Here is a 598-nt window from a genome sequence, read left to right as displayed (position 1 = left end):
CATGCTTAAACCAATTGTTCGTGAACTCAGATTTCGCCTCAAGATAACGCGCTTGTTGGCGTGCGTACTTAACCCAGTTTGTGACTGGAAGCGTATTACTTTCTTGTTCGGCTGGCAGTTTTAAGTTATCTGCTTGTGAACGGTAGAACTCGTTAACCTCAGGAATGTCAGCTTTGTCTGGGTCTAAGAAGAATACCCAGAAGCGATCATTTATGACGTTAAGTGCAAGCTGACCACGACAAACAGGGCCTTTAATGTACGCCATGATGGTGTTTTGCGCATTATCAAGCATGAATTTGAAGCGAGACTTCACTGGCATATCAATGAATGCCGTCATCGGGTTAGCTGCAACTTCTGGTTCGTAGCTAGGTAGCTGAGTAACGGAGTAATCCGCTTCAATAAACCACTTTTTCCAGTTGCTGATGCGCTGTTTGTTGAGCGCAAATGGCATGTGCGTTTTGTCAACAATAGTGCCTTGTTCTGGAATGATTCGGTAGTAGACGCGTTCAACGCCCGGATCGTCGTAAGGGCGACGAGTGGAAATGCGTTTTACTGGCTGTCCTGGTGGCGTTGCGGAGCGCACGAGGGTAAAGAAGCG

General features: G+C 47.2%; 1 protein-coding gene. It reads right to left on the bottom strand.

Annotation, left to right across the window (positions count from 1 at the left end; all coding sequences use genetic code 11):
- Positions 1–598, bottom strand: a 598-nt coding sequence (locus R8O11_RS29455; RefSeq protein WP_318195154.1) for a fatty acid cis/trans isomerase, incomplete at both ends; no start/stop codon positions are given.

This window comes from Vibrio sp. 1288, from assembly GCF_033344475.1.
This window is presented reverse-complemented; position numbering and strand designations above follow the sequence as displayed.